Raw genomic sequence first — 20,455 nt, 5'->3', positions numbered from 1 at the left:
CCCTTCGATGATCGGACTTCGGCACTTTAGTATTATGATCATGATCAGGATAGCGATTATTATCCTGAGCGTGATTGCTTTGGCGTGGCTTGCTGCCAGGCATACCAATGAAATGCTCGTGTATGTGCTCGGAACCATTTTCATATTTGTGCAGGCTTCGCTGCTGTATCAGTATGTGACCAATGTGAACAGGAAGCTCACCTATTTCCTGGAATCGGTGCGGTACTCTGACTTTACGATCAATTTCCGGTCGGACAACAAAATGGGGCGTACTTTCAAGGAGCTTAACCAGCAATTCAATGAGGTATTGCACGCATTTCGCCAGGCGCGGGCAGAAAAGGAGGCGAATCTTCAATACCTGAATACCATTGTGCAGCATATTGGTACGGGGTTGATCACTTTTGACAGCACGGGCCAGGTGAACCTGATCAACAATGCGGCTTTGCGCATGCTTGGTATTTACCGGCTACACCAGCTTGTGGAGCTGAAAGACAAGCATCCGCGCCTTTACGAGCTGCTTTCCAATCTGAACAGCGGCGTGCGGGAATTGTACCGTACTCCGTCAGACCAGCCGCTTGCATTGCAGGGTGCGGCGATCCAGCTGCGCGGTATGTGGGTCAGGATTGTGGTTTTACAAAATATCCAAACCGAATTACAGCAGCAGGAAGTTGAATCGTGGCAAAACCTGACGCGGGTTTTACGTCACGAGATCATGAATTCCATGACGCCGATCGTGTCGCTGGTAGGTACCATGCGATTGATCGTGAATGAAGATATTGAAAAATCCACCAGCGACCAGGAGGCTGTTAATGACTTGAAAGAGGCATTATCTACGCTCGAAAAGCGCAGCAAGGGTATGATGCAATTTGTAAATGCGTATCGCGATTTTACGACGCTGCCCAAACCGGTTTTCGCCAGCCACAGTGTTGCAGAGCTTTTGCAGGAAGTATTGCAGCTGCTCCAAACAGACCTGACCAAGTCGGGTGTTTTGTGGAAACTTTCGGTAAAACCGGAGAACCTGATGGTCAAAGCTGATGCAGACCAGATCCAGCAGGTTTTGATCAACCTCGTCAAAAATGCTTCCGAGGCTTTTTCGGCCCAAACCGACCGGCTCATCACACTCACCGCCTACCAGACCGACAACACCGTGATGATAGAAGTAGCTGATAATGGGGACGGTATCGAACCAGAGGCGATCGAGAACATTTTCATTCCTTTTTACACAACCAAAAAGACTGGCTCCGGCATTGGATTAAGTCTTTCCCGCCAGATTTTGCAACAGCATAACGGCCAGCTCAATGTGACTTCCGAAGTAGGAAAGGGTACCACTTTTACGCTTATTATATAGTAAGCCCATCGGCAGCTCCATTCCAACTATTTACCGCCTTCAAACATCTGTTAAGAAAAAAAATTCTGACTGGTATGAAAAAGTTTGCATTGATGATCACGGCGGTTTGCAGTATCGTTTCCTGCCAAAATAACTCCATTGACAAGCGGGATGAAGGGATCGCCTATAAGGAAACCATCACAATTAATGACGTTCCCAAAGCTACCCTGACCTTCTTTGCTTATGGAGACAGCCGCTGTCCCGAAGGCGCAAACTGCATTTGGGCGGGCAATGCGCAGGTAGACCTGCTGTTATCGGGCATAACGACAGAGGGTAGGATCAATGAGCACGTCAAGATGTGCCTCGGAGGTTGCCAGTTTTCCCGGAAAGACAGCGTTAAAACGTCTTATGTATTGATAGATACCCTTGACAAAAACTTCGCGGGCCAGCAATACCGATTCATACTCTCGGCATTGGAACCCGGACCTTCCCTCGACAGCGTGCGTCAAAAAGAGGTTCGCCGGATCAAGCTGAAAGTAGAAAAACTATAAAATTATTGAGCGGCTAGTTTACTCCGACGGTATCCGTAGCTGAAATAGATCACCAGCCCGATCGCCAGCCAGATCACGAAGATCAGCCAGTTGGAAGAGCCTAGTTCGGTCATCAGGTACAGGTTTGTCAGGATACCTGCTACCGGTAGTATTGAAAAATTATGTTTGAAGCTCATTACTGATAAAACCGCCCAGGTAATCCAGAAAATAATCGTCAGCAGCTTGTGCTCGATGATTTCAGCGCCTGAAAGTGTATCCCATTCTGCAATAACTTCCTGTCCGTACAAGGCGAGACCGATCACTGCAACCACAAACAACAACCCAACCAGGTACTTTCCATTCAGGTAAGGTACCCTGAACTTGGACTGCGCCGAAATGCCTTTGTGATCCAGGTAAAGTACGCCGCCGCAAACCAGAATGAATGCGAAGAATGTACCCACGCTGGTCAGGTCGACGAAGAAATCCATTTTGAAAAACAATGCAGGGATACCTACCACAAAACCTGTGACGATCGTGGCAAATGAGGGTGTCTGGTATTTGGGGTGAATCTTCGAAAACCTTTTCCACAGCAAGCCGTCGCGGCTCATGGTCATCCAGATCCTTGGCTGGCCCAGCTGGTACACCAGCAATGCGCTTGTAATTGCGATGACAGAACTAACCGATATAACCCCCGCCATAAAGTCAAGCCCGTTTTGCTGGAAAACAAATGCAAGCGGATCACTTACTTTCAGTTCTTTGTAATTGACCATCCCCGTCAGTACAAGTGTAATCAGTACATATAGAACGGTACAAATTACCAGACAGTAGATCATCGCCCGCGGCATATCGCGTTGCGGATTTTTACATTCTTCTGCCGTGGTAGAAATGGAGTCAAAACCTATAAATGCAAAAAATACTGCGGCTACTCCACTCAGAACACCCTTGGCCCCATTGGGTGCAAAGGGAGTCCAGTTCTCCGGTTTTACATAAAATGCACCTGCCAGGATCACCAGGAGCACTACTCCTATCTTCAACACCACCATAATGTTGCTTGCTGTCCGCGACTCGCGGATACCGATGTAAACCAGCGCGGTGATCAGCAATGTAACCAGTCCCGCGGGCAGGTTAAGCATGATCGCGAAGTCGCCGATGCGCGGGGCGGTCTCGTAGGCAGTAGCAGCAAATTGTTCGTAGCTCGACAATTCGGCGGCTCCGGCAGTTTGCAGCTTACTGTATGCTTCAAATGCACTTTCCTGATTGATCGTAAGCCAGCCCGGCAGCGTAATGCCGAAACCTTTGAGCATACTGACGAAGTACTCCGACCACGAAATGGCGACGACCATATTGGACACGGCGTATTCGAGAATAAGCGCCCATCCGATAATCCAGGCGAAGAGCTCGCCAAAAGCGACGTATGCGTACGTGTAGGCACTACCGGATACAGGAACCGTGCTGGCAAACTGTGCGTAAGACAATGCTGTGAACACACATGCGATTGCAGTGAAAACAAAAAGAAGTGAAACAGCAGGGCCGCCATTAAAGCTGGCCAGACCGATGGTACTGAAAATCCCTGCTCCCACGATTGCCGCAATTCCAAGCGATACCAGGTCCCTCACTCCCAGGATTTTTGCTAATCCACCTTCATTGGCATGTGCGTCTTTAAGAATTTGATCAACCGTTTTTTTCCGGAATAGAGAAGAATTTTGTTTCATGCAGGAGCTGATTTACCTGTATCGGAATGCGATAAGTGGGGCTAAAATAAAGATATTCTCAGCTCATCTGCGCACTTCATTGCAAATTTGTTTGAAATAGCCCCTTATTTCAGAAGAAAATTCTTGCTTTATAAATCAAACCGAAGAAGATTGTGTTCTCGATCTGATATTAGCTTACCCATTCCGCACCAGCCACATGAAACTGACCTTTACGTTCCTGCTTTTTGCATTCGTTGCCCCTTTTACATTTGCTCAAAAAAACAAAGCTTACACCACCGCCCAGGCGCATTCACACAATGATTACACGCGCCGTAAACCATTCTTTGATGCCTATGAACAGCAGTTCGGCTCTATCGAGGCGGATCTTTATCTCGTGCAGGACAGCCTTTACGTGGCGCATGAGATAAAGGAAATCAGTCCCAAAAGAACTTTCGGAGCGCTTTATCTTCAACCCATTCTGGAACAGGCTGGCAAAAACGGCGGCAAGATCTATCCCGGCGATATGCCTATGCAACTGCTCATCGACCTAAAGACGCCGGGAGAGGAAACCCTGGCCGCATTGATCAGGCAGCTCGAACCGCATAAAGCCATTTTTGCGCCCGAAGGTTCTGTCAAAATCGTGATCAGCGGAAACGTGCCTGATCCCGCCACATTCGAAAAGTATCCTGCGTTTATCTATTTCGACGGCCGGCCTGAAATCACCTACACACCTGCGCAGCTGCGGAGAATCGGATTGATCAGTCAGGCATTCCAGAAATACTCCCGCTGGAATGGTGAAGGTCCAATTCCCGAAAAAGAAAAGAAAAACCTGATGAAAATGATCAGCCAGGTTCACGATATGGGCAAAAAAGTAAGGATCTGGGCCACGCCTGATAATATCAATTCCTGGCGCACGCTCATGTCCATGAATGTCGACTACCTGAACACCGACAAAGTCAGGGAAATGGGCGACTACCTGCGCAATGCCCCAAGATAGCTCCTGAACAACTAACCTGAACCGTATGACCTCCGTACAAAGTGCTGCTCTTAAAAAAGTTTTAAAGCCAATCCACCTTTGGGCGATCGCGGTCGGACTGGTTATTTCAGGTGAATATTTTGGCTGGAATTATGGTTGGGGGGTTTCAGGAACAATCGGTTTTCTGATCGCGACATTGGTGGTAACAGTGATGTACGTTACCTTCATTTTCAGCTTCACCGAGCTGACAACCTCCATTCCCCAGGCTGGCGGGCCGTTTTCCTACGCTCACCGGGCATTTGGCTGGTGGGGCGGGCTGATCGCGGGCTATGCCACGCTGGTCGAGTTTCTGGTAACACCTACCGCCATTGCTTTTGCATTGGGCAGCTACTCCCACTTCCTGTACCCGCAGCTGGAAGTGCTGCACGTCGCATTTGCGTGTTACCTGATCTTCATTATGATCAATTTATTGGGGATAAAAGAATCGGCTACCTTTTCCCTGGTGGTAACCCTGCTCGCTGTTGCCGAGCTGCTGATCTACATCGGCATTATTGCCCCGCACTTTTCGTACGAGACTTACGTCACAGACCCGATGCCGTTTGGCTGGCCGGGCGTTTTTGCTGCACTTCCATTCGCGATCTGGTTTTACCTGGCGATAGAGGGCGTGGCAATGGTGGCCGAAGAAGTGGAAGATCCCAGGCGCACTATTTCACTAGGCTACATTTATGGTATCCTTACGCTGGTGGTACTTGCGCTGGCCGTGATGATCGTTACGGGCGGTATCGCTCCGTGGCAGTCGCTGAGCGAGATCGACTATCCATTGCCTGCTGCCCTGGGCATTGTGCTGGGTCGCGACAGCGGGCTCACGCAGCTCTTCGCCAGTCTTGGCCTTTTCGGGCTGATCGCCTCCTTTCACGGAACGGTAATCGGCTATTCGCGGCAAATTTTCGCATTGGCCAGAAGCGGGTATCTTCCTTCTTTTTTAGGCCAGGTAAATGCGCGCTTCCAAACGCCGCACTGGGCGCTGATCGCCGGTGGAGTGGCCGGGTGCGCCGCGTTGCTGCTGGGTACTACGGATCAGGTGATCATTTTGGCTGCATTAGGTGCAGTGGTCATGTATATGATCAGTATGGCCGCGTTGTTTTCACTGCGGAGAAAAGAACCTGCCCTCGAAAGACCTTTCGAAGTACCCGCCTATCCCTATTTTCCAGCGGTCGCGCTCCTGCTCTCGGGCGTGTGCCTAGTGGCAATTATCTACTATAATCCTGCATTAAGTCTCTGGTTCTTCGGCGGACTTGCATTGGTTACATTGCTTTTTCTACTCACCGGCCGCCACAAAACGCACTGATTTCATTATTCGAAATATCTCTACAAAATTTATAAGTCCTTGTGTGAGAATCGATTTTATATTTATTTTAATATCTTGCAAAGCTGTGAATTGTAAGACTAGTACGTATTAGAAAATCCGAAACACAAGTTATTTCGTATTTGAATGCATACTATTTCAAGTCCGGCGAGTAAGCCCTGTTCTATTAAAGATTTATCGGTCACGATTCGCCAAGTGCGTTGCGTACAATTTGACAAAATGAACATTCTAATTGTTGAGGACGATTTTATTATTGCCAGACACCTCCAATTTCTCCTGAATGGATTTGGCTATGAGGCCAATGACATTGCTTCTGACTATGCTACTGCGGTAGAAATGCTCAATTCCAGAATCTTCCACCTTGCGATTCTTGACATCAACCTGAACGGCTACCAGACTGGTATTGATCTTGCCGATCACATTCGGGAAAATCTCGGCATACCATTCCTTTTCCTGTCCAGCCACGACGATATCGCCGTAGTAAATGCAGCCCTGCAGTCGGCGCCGCATGCATTTTTGCAAAAACCGTTTCAGAAAATCACGGTATATACAGCCGTGAAGCTGGCGCTTGAAAATTACCGCCTTGCTGCATTGGCCGGCGAAAGCAAAAGCAAGGAAAAAGAGGATACGACTGTGATCAAGGATGCGCTGTTTATCAAGGAAAAACAGATGTTTACAAAGATCCAGCTGGCAGATATCCTTTACATCCGCAGCGACGATAACTATCTTGAACTGCACACAAAGAACAAAAAATATACGATCCGGGAAACACTTAAAAACATGCTTCAGCAGCTCCCTGCAAACGTGTTCTTCCGCGTTCATAAATCCTTCATCATCAATCTGAATGCGATTACGGCGATTGACTATGTGCATGTGATGATCAACGAAATCGAAATTCCGATCACAAACGACAACCGGAACGATCTGCTCAGCAGGGTCAAAACGTTCTCCTGACCAGTATTGAAGTCTCAGCAGGCTTTACCCAACAATTCCAGGACTTCACCCCTAAAAACTTCGGGATTGTCCCAAAATTTTGGGAGATCGATGGTATCGAACTATTTTCATAGAGCATCCACAAGCATTTATAGTTTTATTTTTTCCACTAATAATACTGTCGAAAAAATTCAAAAATAAATGCACGCGACAGATCCGATTTGACCCAATTATCGTATCTATACAAAATGGCATTAAATGACATTTTTTTTGTATTATGCACACATTAACCAAGAGCTTATAACCTAAACTAAATCTATTTGCGCCTTTAATTAAATATCGTTGAGAATAATTAAACATCCCTGGGAAGCTATCCCCGGGATGTTTCGTTTTTCAGTCTGCCTCATTAAACAAGCGATGATTGCTGCTCGCAGGGAAGTCCGCAGACCGGGAAATGCGGTGCTTATTGAAATTCGGGCAGGTAGCTGGAACAATTTTTTACCGCCGAAAAAAAAGACTTTTGATATGCTCGTTCAATCCGTAAGGCACACCCTTGGCGAAATAGATACCTTTTTGAGTCAGTTGACAAATGAACAGTACAATTTCCCTTGCCGGGAACTTAGCGGTGCGAGCATTGGTCAGCATACCCGGCATATTATCGAGCTGTTTCAATGCCTGATCAACCAATATGAATGCGGCAGGATCAATTATGAGAGTCGGCCCAGGAATACCCTGATCGAAACGCTGCCCGAATACGCACGCGGGTGTATTCACAGGATCCGTGAAAGCATTGATAAAGCTGATAAAAGACTTACCCTCCTGCACCATGCGCCGGGCAGGGAATTTTCCATTGACACCAATTATCACAGAGAGCTGCTTTACAATCTTGAACATTGTATCCATCACCAGGCGCTGATCCGCGTTGCGATCATGGATATGCACAATGTGGAGGTGGACGAAAGTTTTGGAGTAGCTCCTTCCACTATTGAATACAGACAATGTGCACAGTAACCTACGTGAGGCATGGTGAATGTACCATTTTGACTTCAAACCGCGACGAACATAAAAACCGGCCGGCGGCAATTTATCCACAAGCTTATTTGATCGGTAATAAGGAGATTACTTTCCCGAAAGATCCGCTCGGAGGCGGCAGTTGGTTTGCGATAGATGGAAATGCAACTGTCGGCGTACTTCTGAATGGCGCTGCGGACCGGCACGTCGCCCAGCCATTTTACCGTAAAAGCCGTGGCCTGGTACTGCTCGATATTGTCGCTGCGGAATCGTCGGTTACTACCTGGGCAGATTATGATCTGGATGAAATTGAGCCATTTACAATTATCCTGAGCCTGACGGACAACCTGTATCAGCTGCGCTGGGATGGTTTGAAAAAGGAAATACAGGAGCTTTCTGTAAATGCGCATTACATCTGGTCTTCGAGCACGCTATATGCACCCGAAGTCCGGCAGGAAAGGGAGTTGTGGTTCAGGGATTTTCTGGAACAAAACCGGCTACCTGATCCGGAGGATATGCGTTTTTTCCACTCCAATACAGCCAGGGACAATCGTGAAAACGGCTTGGTCATTAACAGGGGAAATATCATTAAGACATTCAGCATTACACAGGCTGTGAGGCTGCGTAACAACACTGAAATGTTCCACCGGGATCTTTTACAGGAACAAACATGCGCCAACTCTTTCACCACCGTTTAATGCAACCGTCTTGAAAAGAGCTGCACTCCTGTTTCACAAAATCACACATTGGGAATACTGGCCTTTCGGGATTGTGTATATCCCGATGTACTTCGTGTGGTTTTACTATTCGCTGCGGGCGCGGTCGTTTTTCTTCTTCAATGCTTCCAATCCTTTGATCCGGAATGGAGGTTTTTTAATGGAGTCGAAAAAAGAAATCTACGATCTGATACCGCGTCAGTTTTATCCGAAAACGATTTTGTGTAAACCCGGTACGCCTTTCTCCATTGTTCAGCAGCAATGCAAATTGGCCGGACTTACTTTCCCGCTGATCGCCAAACCCGATATCGGCATGCGTGGTATGGCTGTCCAAAAGATCGAGAATGAACAAGATCTTAAAGCCTACATCGAAAAAGTCGACTTCGAATTCCTGGTCCAGGAGTATATCGACTTACCTAACGAAATGGGCGTGTTTTACGTCCGTTTTCCAAATCAGGCTACCGGAAGAATTACCGGCATTGTAGCGAAGGAATTCCTGACCATTACGGGCGATGGAAATTCATCAATACTGGACCTCATTGAACGAAATCCGCGCTTCCACCTGCAACTGAATGCACTCCGGAAAATGTACAAGGAACGTTTGCTGGAAGTGCCGGCTGCCGGAGAGCGGGTGATGCTGGTACCTTACGGAAATCACGCGCGCGGATCGAGGTTTGTCAATGCGACTTCCTGGGCTGATAAACAGCTTACAGAAGTAATCAACAGGATTTGCCTGCAGGTACCTGATTTTTACTACGGTCGCATTGATATGAAGTACAACACGCTGGAAGAATTGCGGGCAGGTAAAAACCTGTCGATCATCGAGCTTAATGGCGCTGGCAGCGAACCAACGCACATTTACGACCCTGGCCAGTCCATTTTCACAGCCTGGAAGGAGATCGTGCGGCACTTCTCGATGTTGTTCCGGATCAGCCGCATTAATCACAGCAAAGGGCACCGGTTCCTGACCTTTGCGGAAGGTATCCGGATGTTAAGGCAAAATAAGCTCCATGTTCAAAAGCTGGAAAGATTTTAACCTATGGTGCATTTGAAGAACATTCTGGTGGGTTTTATAGTAAGCATGGTAGGCTCAATGCCGCTGGGTTACATCAATGTCATTGCATTGAAAATGTACCAGTCGCAAGGCATTGCAAGCCTTACCTCGTTCCTGCTCGGTGTGGTGATTATCGAATTTTTGCTGATCCTGCTCACGTTAAAAGCTGCCAACTGGCTACACAACCATAAGCGTTTTACTAAAGCAACCGAGATACTCTCGATCGTTTTTATGCTTGCACTTGCGGTTTCCTTCTACAATGGAACGGAAACCAAAAGTGAGAACAGTATTCCTGCTTTTATGACGGGCTTTTCGCCGTTTGTTCTTGGTCTTGCATTGAACTGCATTAACCTGGTGCAGGTGCCTTTCTGGATGGGCTGGAATTTATACCTGATCAATGCCGGTTACATTGAAGTTTCCGGCTCTCGAAAATACGCCTACGTGTCGGGCACTTCTGCCGGCACTTTTACGGGCGTTTTTATTTTTGTAATGATTTTGCAAAAAGTGCTCACCCGCACATCCAGGTTTAGCCCCTGGCTTTCGGTTCACATATTTTCACTAATATTCGTGCTGCTGGCGATCATGCAGTCGGTCAAATTCTACCGCAAGTACAGGCACGCTCAGGGATAAAGCAGGTACTTCTTTCTGGCTTCCTTGAATTGTGAAAGTCCGGGCTCCCAGCTTTTCCGGATTTCCTCCTCAGAAGCCCCCGCGATGATCTGCTTTCTCAGGTTTTCGGTACCTGCGAGCTTATCAAAATCGTTCATTTGCTTGCTCTGTGACCTGTCAAAAAAACGTGCTTTATCGGGATAAGCTTTGTACATATCCATTAACCAGCCCAGGTTAAGCTTGCCTGACTTTCTGATCGAAGACATATCATATTTTCGCAGGTCCAATCCGTAACATTCCACATCCTGGTGCAGCGGCGTTTCGCTCATTCCTTTAATGCTTTGCGGCTTAAACGAAAACTCGTATTTCCCCTTCAAAGCAGGCGCGCCCAGCACTGTAAAGGGCATGTAAGTTCCACGCCCCTGACTGACAATAGTACCTTCAAACATACAGATATGCGGATAGAGCATCACCGACTGCTGCGTATTGAGGTTGGGTGATGGAAACACCGGCACGGTATAAGGCGTATCGTGCGTATAGTTGGCTACTTTGATGATTTTAAGCTTACACTGCATTTTATTCGGCAGCCAACCTTCTCCATTGATCATTTGCGCAAACTCGCCCACTGTCAGCCCATGTGAGATCGGGATCCGGTACATACCTATTCCTGAATGCAGATGATCTTCCAGGATAGGTCCGTCGATCAGAAAACCATTTGGATTAGGGCGGTCGAGGATCAGCATTTCCTTGTTGTTCTCGGCGCAAGCCTCCATAACGTGACCGAGCGTATTGATATAAGTATAAAAGCGAGCGCCTACATCCTGGATGTCGAAAACGATCAGGTCGAGCTTCGCCATTTGTTCGTTAGTCGGCCGCTTTAATTTTCCGTATAATGAAATCGCGGGTATCCCCGTCTTCGGGTCTACACTGTCACTTACCTTATCCCCAGCGCTGGCTGAGCCACGAAAGCCGTGCTCAGGTCCGAAAATGGTTACGATGTTGACGCCAAGCGCAACCAGGCTGTCCACCATCGGTTTGCTTCCTATAATGGAAGTTTGGTTTACCACAATCCCTACCTTTTTACCTTTGAGATAACCGATATACTGTGAAATCTGGTCGGCAGCAGTCACCGGTGCCTTGGCTGCCTGTTCAACTCCGCCGGTGTTAATGGAATCATTTGCTGAAAGTACCGGGCTTTTGGAAGCGGAGGAATTGACGCAGTTGCCCAGCGAGCCGAGGCTCAGTGTCAGACTAAATGCGGTTAATAAGGTTTTCATGGGATCGGGATTGTTTGTGTTAAAACTAAGTTTTTGTTGCCACGAATACACGAAAGGTCACGAAAATTCCTGAGACTGTTCGTGACCGTTCGTGTATTCGTGGCAAAATCTAAAACAGTCGCATTTGTCCGGCGCGCATAAATTGGCTGGTATCTACCGGCGGGAGTTCTCTTCCCTTGAAATACTTGCGGCAAGCCAGATCGTGCAATTGCCTGATATGTTCGGCAAAACTCCCCTCTCCTACCATTCGCAAGCCGAACCGGGAATCATTCACCTGTCCGCCGTGACATTCTTTGATCTGGTTCAGAACTTTGGCCGCGCGATCCGGGAAATGATGGTGAACCCACTCGTCAAATAAGGTCGCTATTGCACCGTTTAGCCTCACAACGGTATAATTGGCCCATAATGCACCGCTCTCAGCAGAAGCTTCGATGATCGTTGGAATCTCATGGTCATTTAGTCCGGGAATGATCGGCGCAGTCATCACCCCCATAGGTACTCCTGCTTCGCTAAGGGCTTTCACCACCTGCAAGCGGCGCTTTCCGGTTACTGTCCGGGGTTCCAGCTTGTGTCTCAGGTCCTCATTCAGCGAAGTAATGGAAATAGCGCCGTGGACCAGGTTCAGCTTCGCCAGCTTTTCCAGCACATCCAGGTCCCGCAGGATCAATGCATTCTTGGTCAGTACACTTACCGGATTGCGGTAGCGCAGACATATTTCCAGCAACTGCCGGGTAAGTCTGTACTTTTTCTCGCCGGGCTGATAACAGTCTGTATTCCCGGAAATGTGAATACTTTTAGGTTCCCACTTTTTGGAGTTAAAAAGCTTTTCCAGCAGCTGGGGTGCATTCTTCTTGACAATGATCTTGGTTTCAAAATCAAGTCCTGCGGAGTAGCCCCAGTACTCGTGCGAGTTGCGGGCGTAACAATAAATACAACCGTGCTCACAACCCCGGTAGGGGTTAAGAGAATGGAAAGCCCCCAGATCGGGACTGTCTGATACGCTTAATAAAGTTTTGGATTGCTCCTCAATGAACTGGGTTTTGGGATTTACCTCTGGCTCTTCCCATTGCTGCCAGTCTTCGGAAGTATATTCCGTGCTTTGTTTGAAGAATTTGTTGTGGGGATTGATGGCGGCTCCCCTGCCGCGAACACGATTGTCCATTTGTTAATGATTTGCATAGTTGTTGATGTTTAAATGGGTTGTTTGGGTCCTTTGTTTGTCATCCTAAGCGCGGCCAAAGCTACTTTTAGGCTTGTCAGGCTGAGCGCACCGGGCCGCCGAAGGGCGTGCACAATGCCCTTCGACTGCGCTCAGGGTGACAGAAGTTACTTAATATACCTGAAATCCTCGTTGCCTTTGAGGGACAAAAGTACGTCGTACATCAGCTGAATTACATTTTTCACGTCTTCTTTATGCACCATTTCCACGGTAGTATGCATGTATTTCAGAGGCAGTGAAATCAATGCAGACGCAATTCCTTCTGTTGAGTATGCAAATGAATCGGTGTCTGTCCCGGTAGACCGGCTCACTGCCTGGCGCTGGAACGGAATGCTTTTCTCATTGGCAACGTTGATGAGCAGCTCGCGCACATTGTTCTGTACCGCCGGTCCGTAGCAGATTACCGGTCCGTTTCCGGCTTTGAGGTCGCCCTGCTCCTTTTTGTTGTACATCGGCGACTGGGTGTCGTGGGTTACGTCCGTACAAATTGCCAGATCGGGCTTCAACCTGCGGGCGATCATTTCTGCACCCCGCAGACCGATTTCTTCCTGTACTGCATTTACAACATACAATGTAAACGGAAGCTTCACATTGTTCTCGTGCAGCATGCGCGCCACTTCGGCGATCATGTAGCCGCCCATTCTGTTATCGAGTGCGCGACCAACATAGTATTTCTCATTCAGTTCATCGAGCCCGTCGGCAAAGGTTACCACGGTACCGACATGAATGCCCATTTCAAAAACTTCATCTTTCTTGGCAGCGCCTACATCGATGAAAAGCTCGTGTACTTTGGGCACCTGATCTTTGGCAACATCGCGCACGTGAATGGCAGGCCAGCCAAATACACCTTTTACAACACCTTTTGCAGTATGCAGGTTAACCCGCATGGAAGGCGCGATAGCTGCATCCGAACCGCCATTTCTGCGAACGTGAATGTAGCCGTCGTCGGAGATATAATTTACAAACCAGGAAATTTCATCGGAATGCGCCTCAATCACCACTTTGTAATCCTGCCCCGGCCCGATTACACCAACTGCGGTACCATAAGTGTCAATGATTTCCTCTTCAATATAGGGCCTGATGTAGTCAAGCCAGATTTGCTGACCGGTTGATTCGAAGCCGGTTGGCGATGCATTGTTTAGATACTTATAAAGAAAATCTACGCTCTTGTCTGCCATATTTTCATTTTAAAATTGCGACTAAAATGTACGTTTTCCCTTGAAGCGGATTGGCTTTCAGAGTACGTTATTAATCCCGCAAATACTTCAAAAAAGCCCAGAAACGCCTTTTTTCAAGATATGCCAGATCGGATTGATGCTGAAAAGCTTCCCGTTCAAAGGAAATATGAAGATAGGCTAAATAATGTTTTTTGTACTGAACCAGCCGTATAAAATATTCGGCGAAGTACCAGAGGTAAAAAACGATCAGCCCAAGCTCGATTTGTTGCTTCAAATGAATGCGCTCATGATTGATCAGGAACCGGCTGGGGGATTTATGTTTTAATAAAATAAAAGGAAAAAAGGCCATAGCCTCAACCCAGAGGAAGGAAACAGTGAGGATAATGCCTTTGGGGGTCATGGCGTGGAAAGACTCGGCTGTGGGTTGTTAGCTGTTAGCTATTGGCTTTTAGCTCTTAGCTAATTCTGTATAAGAAAGCAGATGACTTTACAGAGAAGGACTAATAGCTAATAGCCAACAGCTAATACAAAAAAGAAGGACCGCCACGCTAATCAACCATGGCGATCCTTCATTTACCAATTCTGCTTACTCCAAAAACCGGCTGATATCCAGTACTTCGAATTCCATTAAACCGGCTGGAACTTTGATCTCTGTTGTTTCGCCTACCTTTTTGCCCAGCAATCCTTTTCCGATCGGGGAACCTACCGAGATCTTGCCTGCTTTCAGATCGGCTTCTTCTTCTGATACCAGCGTGTATGTTACCTCCATTCCATTCTTACGGTTTTTAATCTTCACTTTGGAGAGAACGGAAACCTGGGAGTTATCGATTGCAGATTCGTCAATTACCCGGGCATTAGACAGGATTTCTTCCAGCTTGGCGATTTTCATTTCGTGCATTCCCTGCGCATCCTTTGCTGCGTCATACTCAGCATTCTCACTCAAATCTCCTTTGTCACGAGCCTCTGCGATTTGTGCAGCAATGGCCGTGCGGCCTTTGGTTTTCATATCATTCAGCTCATTCCTCAGCTTTGTTAATCCTTCTTCCGTATAGTATGAAATTTTAGCCATGACCTTATTTTGGTTTTAAGTCTTATTAAATTTTTGAATTGTCAGATAAAAAAAAAGAACGGCTCTAAGACCGCTCTACAAGAGTAACTACACTCGTAGAAAAAGGCTAGAAGACCTCGTCTTTTCGGTTACTATGTGATTTGGAGTACACCATATTTTGCTTTTAAGAACGACAAAAATAACAATATTTGTGAATGGTAACACCATAATTCTGCAAAAGCAGCAGGTCTCTATGTCAACATCACTAAGGATAATCTTCATGGGAACGCCCGATTTCGCGGTTCCAAGTTTACAAAGTCTGGTCGAAAGCAATTCTAATGTTGTAGCTGTGGTTACTGTGCCCGACAAACCCTCGGGCCGTGGCCAGAAGCAGACAGCTTCGCCGGTCAAAATCTACGCTGAGCAGCAGGGAATCCCTGTTTTGCAGCCCGAAAAGCTTCGCAACCCGGAATTTCTCGAACAATTGCGTGCATTCAATGCCGACTTGCAGGTGGTGGTCGCATTCAGGATGCTGCCCGAGGTGGTCTGGAATATGCCGCCAAAAGGAACGTTCAATTTGCACAGCTCGCTGCTACCGCATTACCGCGGCGCCGCACCGATCAACTGGGCGGTGATCAACGGGGAAACTGAAACAGGCGTCACGACTTTCTTTATCGAAAAAGATATTGATACGGGTAAAATCATTTTCCAGGACAAAGAGCCCATTTCTCCTGAAGATGATGCAGGAACTTTGCATGATCGATTAATGGAAAAAGGAGCTGCGCTGGTCGTGAAAACGGTAAAAGCTATCGAAGCAGGCGACTACCCACAGGTGCCTCAGGAAGAACCTGAAAATATCAGACTGGCACCAAAGATATTCCGTGAAACCTGCGAGATCGACTGGAACAATCCTTCCGTTGCCATACACAATTTTGTAAGAGGCTTATCACCCTACCCCGCCGCCTGGACTACCCTGAACGGACTCTCCTGCAAGATTTTCAAAACGACCCTGATCCATTCAGACGAGCCGGGAGAAGCAGGCGAATTCAGGACTGACCAGAAATCTTTTCTTCATATCAAAACAGGTGACGGCTGGATCGGGATTGAGGTTTTACAGCTGGAAGGAAAAAAGAAAATGCAAATCGGCGATTTCCTCAGAGGCTACCGGCTCTGAGCAGCTTAGTTGAAATATTTACACACTACAACACTATCATCATGGCCAACACTTACTCCCAGGTTCACCTGCATTTCGTTTTCACGCCAAAGCACCGCGCAGCACTGATTGATCCCGATTGGGAAGATGATTTGTACAGGTACATCACCGGCATAGTCCAGAAGAACAAGCACAAGATGCTTGCGATTAACGGAACTTCCGACCACGTGCACATGCTGATCGGACTTCAGATGACACAGAGTATCGCAGCATTAATGCAGGATGTCAAAGCTGATTCTTCACAATGGATCAATAGCCGGGGATATTGTGATTCAAGGTTTGAGTGGCAGGGAGGATACGGTGTATTTTCATATAGTAAATCGGCAGTAAGCAATGTAATCCGGTATATTCAAAGACAAAAAGAACATCATCGCAAAGTAGGCTTCCTCGACGAATACAAATCGATCCTGGAAAAGTTTGAAGTAGACTACAACGAAGCATATATCTTCAAAGCACCATCGTAGCGACAGGTGCCACCGATATTACGTCGCTACGCGACTTGCCGGGACTCAGCACATCTTTACCGATGTTGCGTCGCTACGCGACTGAGGGGACTCAGCACACCTTTTACCGATGTGGCGTCGCTACGCGACTGGTGGCGGGATCGAGAGCCTGCTTGTTACCGAGGTTTCATCGCTACGCGATTTATTTGCGTCGATCATCTGGCAGGAAGCAAGATGAAAGCTAAGAAGAAAGGTCGCCTAGCAATAGAAGAAGGCACAAACAAAGATTGCGTAGCGCAAAAAACACCTAAAAAGTGTTGTACAAACAAAAACTGCGTAGCAATAAAATACCTAAAGGGTATCAAAGAAAACAAAATCGCGCAGCAATAAAAGAAGGCACAAACAAAAAATCGCCTAGCAATAAAACACCTAAAAGGTGTCAAAGAAAACAAATCGCGCAGCGATAAAAGATGGTACAAACAAAAAATCGCAGAGCGATAAAACATTGGTAGATGAAAATAGGGATCGTAGTTGCAGTAGCCGATAACGGCGTTATTGGAAAAGATAATCAGTTGTTGTGGCGGTTGCCCGATGATTTGAAAAGGTTCAAACAGTTGACCCTGGGTCACCCGATGATCATGGGACGAAAAACATTCGAATCGATCGGTAAACCGCTCCCCGGGCGCACGTCCATAGTTGTGACCCGCAATGCAGATTTCGCTTCCGACGGCATTATGGTAGTCCACTCCCTGGATGAAGCACTCGAAGCTGCGCGGCAAATCGAAAACGAGGAAGCATTCATCATCGGCGGAGGTGAATTGTACAAGCAGGCGCAATCCATTGCCGACCGCTTGTATGTAACCGAAGTGCATACGGAGATCGAAGGCGACACCCATTTTCATGTTAACGATCCTTCCGCCTGGATCGAAACAGAACGTACTGTGCACGAGCACGACGATAAGCACGCATTTAAATTTGAATTCGTTAATTATTCAAAGAGACCTGATTAATAAGTATTTTTGCTGTCACGTAACCCATGTGACTCTATAAAAATGCAAGTATTAGTTGATACCCTGACTATCGAATTAAGTACCACACCTGTTGACAAGCGTCCCGTTTACATTACCGGTAACTTTTGCAAATGGCTGCCGGACCTCGAAGAATACAGAATGACGCTGGTGTCGCCGGGTAAATATACCTTTCAGTTTCCCGAAGACGCGGAGTTGATTTTCCCGGTTGAATACAAATACACCCGCGGAGGTTGGGACCAGGTTGAACTTGATCGCTTTGGCAATCCCTACGGAAACCGGGTGATTACGGAAAAAGATACCTTAATACAGGATACAGTACTGCGCTGGCAAACTGACGTTTTGAAAAAAACCGATATATCTCCCATTGTTGAGCTTGTTTCCGAAGCATTTGAAATTCCTCAGCTCGGCAAAACGCGCCGGGTACAGATCCTGCTCCCTCACGATTATTACGACCGCCCCGATCTATCATTTCCGGTTTTGTATATGACAGACGGGCAAAACCTGTTTGCCGAAGGGTCAGAATATGGCAACTGGAGTATCGATAAGAGCTTGACCAAACTGGCCGGGGAAGATAAAGCCGGCGTTATTATAGTGGCGATCGACCACGGCAATGTAGACCGTATCATGGAATTTTCACCTTATACCAATCCGAAACTCGGGAAGGGACAAGGCGAGCTATTTATCAGGTTTATCACTGAAACATTGAAACCGCACATCGACGAGAAGTACCGTACCAAGCCCGACCGGCTTAATACAGGCATCGGCGGGAGTTCGGTAGGTGGCTTGCTGAGTATTTATGCTGCATTGATGTTTCCGCAGTTTTTTGGGAGAATTATGGCATTTTCACCATCCTTATGGATTTCCCAGCGCATCTATTTTGACGTAATCCACTTTTTCGAGCCTTTTGCCACACGCATTTACCTATACGCAGGTGGAAAAGAAGGCTCCAACATGATCCCGAACTTCAATAAGTTAACAGAAGCTCTGGAAAATCAGCGATTTGGCTACGATCGGGTACAGATAAAAACCAGCACCAATCTCAAAGCAGATCACAGCGAAAAACACTGGAGCAAAGAATTCCCAATCGCATTGAAGTGGCTTTTTTTTGGAGAGTAAGAAAGAAGGAGGAAGGAGAAAAGGGAGGATGGAGGAAGGAAAGCGCTTGTCAGTCTGAGCGCAGTCGAAGACACGGTGCAAGATGTCTTCGACTCCACTCAGACTGACAAAGTCGCCCCTTCCTCCATTCTCCTTCTCAAAGAATATACTGACTCAGATCGCGGTTTTTTACTAAATGCGATAGCTTTTCTTTCACCATTTCTGCGGTAACAGTGATTTGAGAGTCTGCGCCGATCACGTCAGGGATATCGAACATAAAATCATTCAAAAGCAGGCTCATTACTGTTTGCAGGCGTCTTGCTCCGATGTTTTCAACTTCGCTGTTCACCTCAAAAGCAATCTTCGCCATTTCACGCAGCGCGCCATCTTCAAAAATCAGCTCTACTCCTTCCGATTCCATCATCGCCTCATACTGCTTTGTCAATGCATTCTTGGGCGTTTTCAGGATCTGGTAGAAATCTGATTCTGTCAAACTGTTCAGCTCTACGCGTATCGGAAACCGGCCTTGCAGCTCGGGGATCAGATCCGAAGGTTTCGAAACGTGAAATGCACCGGCTGCTACAAACAAAATATGGTCTGTATTGATAACACCATGTTTTGTATTCACCGCACTGCCTTCCACGATGGGGAGCAAATCGCGTTGCACACCTTCGCGGCTTACATCCGGCCCACCGCCACCATTTGATCTGCTTGAAGCGACTTTGTCAATTTCATCTATAAAGATAATACCCAGATTCTCGGCTTTTTTGATCGCTTCCAGCTTCACCTCGTCCATATCAATCAGCTTGGACGCTTCTTCATCGAGCAGCAGCTTACGGGCTTCCTCTACGGTTACCTTCCGCTTTTTACCCCTGCGCGGCATCATATTACCGATCATTTCCTGGATATTCATCATCGACACGTCATCGACAGTACCTCCGATCATACCTACATTCGGCATTTGATTTTGCTGTACCTCAATTTCGATTTTCCGGCTGTCCAGCTCACCGTTCCTGATCTTTTCTCTGAAACGTTCACGTGTACGCTGGTTCAGTTCGCCATCGTCTTCCGGCATATCGTCTGCGCCGCCTTCAGGGCGTACGCGGGGTATGCCGGAGCCGTGCACCGGCGGAATAAGCGCATCAAGAATAATGTCTTCAACAGCCTGTTCGGCTTTGATCTTCACTTCCTCTTTCTTCTGCATCCGTACCATTCCAACAGCCTGCTCCACCAGGTCGCGCACCATACTTTCCACGTCGCGGCCCACGTAACCTACTTCGGTAAACTTGGAAGCTTCTACCTTCACAAAGGGCGCATCTGCTATTTTCGCGAGCCGGCGTGCTATCTCTGTCTTTCCTACCCCGGTGGCCCCGATCATTAATATGTTATTCGGAATAATTTCCTTTTGAATATCTGCAGGGCTGTTCATTCTTCTCCACCTGTTCCGCAATGCGATCGCAACGTTCCGCTTTGCGTCATTTTGTCCGATTATGTACTGGTCAAGCTCAAAAACGATTTGGCTGGGAGTCAGGCGATTTAAGTGTTCAGTCATTTTAATGTGTATCGATTGTTATAATAATGTCAGTATAAAAGCTGGTTTAAAGGAATAAAGCAGCATAAAAATGGCAAAAGTCGACTAGCGCCAAACCTGATGCATTTGCCTGGATGCAAAAAGAACTATGCCGGTACAAAATGTCATACTGCGGTCATTTGCAATTCTTGATTGATTCTGTTCTTC

19 protein-coding genes are annotated in these 20,455 nt (G+C 47.2%); 13 read left to right on the top strand and 6 right to left on the bottom strand.

Annotation, left to right across the window (positions count from 1 at the left end):
- Positions 1–34 precede the first annotated feature (34 nt).
- Together ASG33_RS05235 and ASG33_RS05230 are read left to right on the top strand one after the other, a co-directional pair.
- On the top strand, positions 35–1,348 hold the full coding sequence (locus tag ASG33_RS05235) for a PAS domain-containing sensor histidine kinase (RefSeq protein ID WP_229238558.1): 1,314 nt from the start codon (positions 35–37) through the stop codon (positions 1,346–1,348).
- 74 nt (positions 1,349–1,422) lie between these two features.
- Complete coding sequence (locus ASG33_RS05230) at positions 1,423–1,878, top strand: hypothetical protein (protein ID WP_056281085.1); 456 nt, start codon at positions 1,423–1,425, stop codon at positions 1,876–1,878.
- Between the two features lie 2 nt (positions 1,879–1,880).
- Here ASG33_RS05230 and ASG33_RS05225 read toward each other — a convergent pair whose 3' ends face one another.
- Complete coding sequence (locus ASG33_RS05225; protein WP_056281083.1) at positions 1,881–3,569, bottom strand: amino acid permease; 1,689 nt, start codon at positions 3,567–3,569, stop codon at positions 1,881–1,883.
- 196 nt (positions 3,570–3,765) lie between these two features.
- Between ASG33_RS05225 and ASG33_RS05220 the strand changes: the two genes are divergently transcribed.
- The 7 genes from ASG33_RS05220 to ASG33_RS05190 all read left to right on the top strand — a co-directional run bounded on the left by ASG33_RS05220 (position 3,766) and on the right by ASG33_RS05190 (position 10,234).
- Positions 3,766–4,545, top strand: a complete 780-nt coding sequence (locus ASG33_RS05220; protein ID WP_056281081.1) for a phosphatidylinositol-specific phospholipase C/glycerophosphodiester phosphodiesterase family protein — start codon at positions 3,766–3,768, stop codon at positions 4,543–4,545.
- 25 nt (positions 4,546–4,570) lie between these two features.
- The gene (gene eat / locus ASG33_RS05215) at positions 4,571–5,872 is read left to right on the top strand and encodes an ethanolamine permease (protein WP_056281079.1); all 1,302 of its coding nucleotides are present in this window, start codon (positions 4,571–4,573) and stop codon (positions 5,870–5,872) included.
- Between the two features lie 237 nt (positions 5,873–6,109).
- Positions 6,110–6,844, top strand: a complete 735-nt coding sequence (locus ASG33_RS05210) for a LytTR family DNA-binding domain-containing protein (protein WP_056281076.1) — start codon at positions 6,110–6,112, stop codon at positions 6,842–6,844.
- 504 nt (positions 6,845–7,348) lie between these two features.
- Positions 7,349–7,834: a DinB family protein gene (locus tag ASG33_RS05205; protein WP_056283297.1), complete on the top strand. Its 486-nt coding sequence runs from the start codon at positions 7,349–7,351 to the stop codon at positions 7,832–7,834.
- A complete protein-coding gene (locus ASG33_RS05200) occupies positions 7,822–8,532 on the top strand; it encodes an NRDE family protein (protein ID WP_056281075.1) in 711 nt (236 codons plus the stop codon). The genes ASG33_RS05205 and ASG33_RS05200 overlap by 13 nt, the downstream gene beginning before the upstream one ends.
- A gap of 10 nt (positions 8,533–8,542) precedes the next feature.
- Positions 8,543–9,586, top strand: a complete 1,044-nt coding sequence (locus ASG33_RS05195; protein ID WP_200942720.1) for a hypothetical protein — start codon at positions 8,543–8,545, stop codon at positions 9,584–9,586.
- Positions 9,587–9,598: 12 nt separating this feature from the next.
- Positions 9,599–10,234 carry a hypothetical protein gene (locus ASG33_RS05190; RefSeq protein ID WP_157474578.1) on the top strand — a complete coding sequence of 212 codons (636 nt, stop codon included), beginning with the start codon at positions 9,599–9,601 and terminating at the stop codon, positions 10,232–10,234.
- On the opposite strand, the gene ASG33_RS05185 is transcribed toward ASG33_RS05190, so the two are convergent.
- The 4 genes from ASG33_RS05185 to greA all read right to left on the bottom strand — a co-directional run bounded on the left by ASG33_RS05185 (position 10,225) and on the right by greA (position 14,956).
- Entirely contained in the window at positions 10,225–11,490 is a 1,266-nt protein-coding gene (locus tag ASG33_RS05185; RefSeq protein WP_056281071.1) for an exo-beta-N-acetylmuramidase NamZ domain-containing protein, read from the bottom strand. The two genes, ASG33_RS05190 and ASG33_RS05185, sit on opposite strands and share 10 nt — an antisense overlap.
- A 109-nt stretch (positions 11,491–11,599) precedes the next feature.
- The gene (locus ASG33_RS05180; protein WP_056281069.1) at positions 11,600–12,652 is read right to left on the bottom strand and encodes a PA0069 family radical SAM protein; all 1,053 of its coding nucleotides are present in this window, start codon (positions 12,650–12,652) and stop codon (positions 11,600–11,602) included.
- A 164-nt stretch (positions 12,653–12,816) separates the two neighbouring features.
- Positions 12,817–13,887 (bottom strand): M20/M25/M40 family metallo-hydrolase, encoded by a 1,071-nt coding sequence (locus ASG33_RS05175; protein WP_056281068.1) that lies wholly within the window; start codon positions 13,885–13,887, stop codon positions 12,817–12,819.
- A gap of 586 nt (positions 13,888–14,473) precedes the next feature.
- Positions 14,474–14,956, bottom strand: a complete 483-nt coding sequence (gene greA, locus ASG33_RS05165; RefSeq protein ID WP_056281065.1) for a transcription elongation factor GreA — start codon at positions 14,954–14,956, stop codon at positions 14,474–14,476.
- A gap of 232 nt (positions 14,957–15,188) precedes the next feature.
- Between greA and fmt the strand changes: the two genes are divergently transcribed.
- The 4 genes from fmt to ASG33_RS05145 all read left to right on the top strand — a co-directional run bounded on the left by fmt (position 15,189) and on the right by ASG33_RS05145 (position 18,738).
- A complete protein-coding gene (fmt, locus tag ASG33_RS05160) occupies positions 15,189–16,109 on the top strand; it encodes a methionyl-tRNA formyltransferase (RefSeq protein ID WP_229238557.1) in 921 nt (306 codons plus the stop codon).
- Between the two features lie 41 nt (positions 16,110–16,150).
- Positions 16,151–16,612: an IS200/IS605 family transposase gene (gene tnpA / locus ASG33_RS05155; protein ID WP_056281060.1), complete on the top strand. Its 462-nt coding sequence runs from the start codon at positions 16,151–16,153 to the stop codon at positions 16,610–16,612.
- 491 nt (positions 16,613–17,103) lie between these two features.
- On the top strand, positions 17,104–17,601 hold the full coding sequence (locus ASG33_RS05150) for a dihydrofolate reductase (RefSeq protein WP_056281058.1): 498 nt from the start codon (positions 17,104–17,106) through the stop codon (positions 17,599–17,601).
- 42 nt (positions 17,602–17,643) lie between these two features.
- Complete coding sequence (locus tag ASG33_RS05145) at positions 17,644–18,738, top strand: alpha/beta hydrolase (RefSeq protein ID WP_056281056.1); 1,095 nt, start codon at positions 17,644–17,646, stop codon at positions 18,736–18,738.
- 136 nt (positions 18,739–18,874) lie between these two features.
- Here the strand turns inward: ASG33_RS05145 and hslU are convergent, their stop codons facing one another.
- A complete protein-coding gene (hslU, locus tag ASG33_RS05140) occupies positions 18,875–20,269 on the bottom strand; it encodes an ATP-dependent protease ATPase subunit HslU (protein WP_056281054.1) in 1,395 nt (464 codons plus the stop codon).
- Between the last annotated feature and the right edge of the window lie 186 nt (positions 20,270–20,455).

Source organism: Dyadobacter sp. Leaf189, assembly GCF_001424405.1.
GTDB lineage: Bacteria > Bacteroidota > Bacteroidia > Cytophagales > Spirosomataceae > Dyadobacter.
This window is presented reverse-complemented; position numbering and strand designations above follow the sequence as displayed.